Raw genomic sequence first — 379 nt, 5'->3', positions numbered from 1 at the left:
GTTTTGCCCAATCAGCAACGGACTTGGTTTTGAAACCATCGACCACCGTCATCCGCATCTTGATTGGATGTCCTTCCTTGTTCAGGGCCACTGCTGCCACAAACGGCGTCTTGCCTGCCGCGCCCCGACCCCGTTTGCCACCACGGTGCTCGCCACCCCAGTAGACATCATCGAGCTGAATGATGCCGCTGATGGGCTGCTTGTCATCGGACTCTTTCATGGCTTGCAGCAGCTTGTGCTTGAGCATCCAGGCGGTGTCATATTTGACGTCCAACTGGCGCTTTAGCTCCATCGCTGACAAGCCAGTTTTGGTCTGTGACAGCAGCTGCATCGCCAGAAACCACTTGGTCAGTGGGAGTTTTGTGTTTGCAAAAATCGT

At 54.6% G+C, this 379-nt stretch carries 1 protein-coding gene; it reads right to left on the bottom strand.

Going from position 1 to position 379, the window contains the following annotated elements:
• A partial coding sequence (locus J9889_RS19665; protein WP_210557800.1) for an IS1595 family transposase occupies nucleotides 1–379 on the bottom strand: 379 nt, incomplete at both ends.

Source organism: Aeromonas sp. PrichA-15 (assembly GCF_017939245.1).
GTDB classification, from domain to species: Bacteria; Pseudomonadota; Gammaproteobacteria; order Enterobacterales; family Aeromonadaceae; genus Aeromonas; species Aeromonas caviae.
The sequence above is the reverse complement of the archived record's forward strand: the minus strand, read 5'-3'. Positions and strand labels throughout refer to the sequence as shown.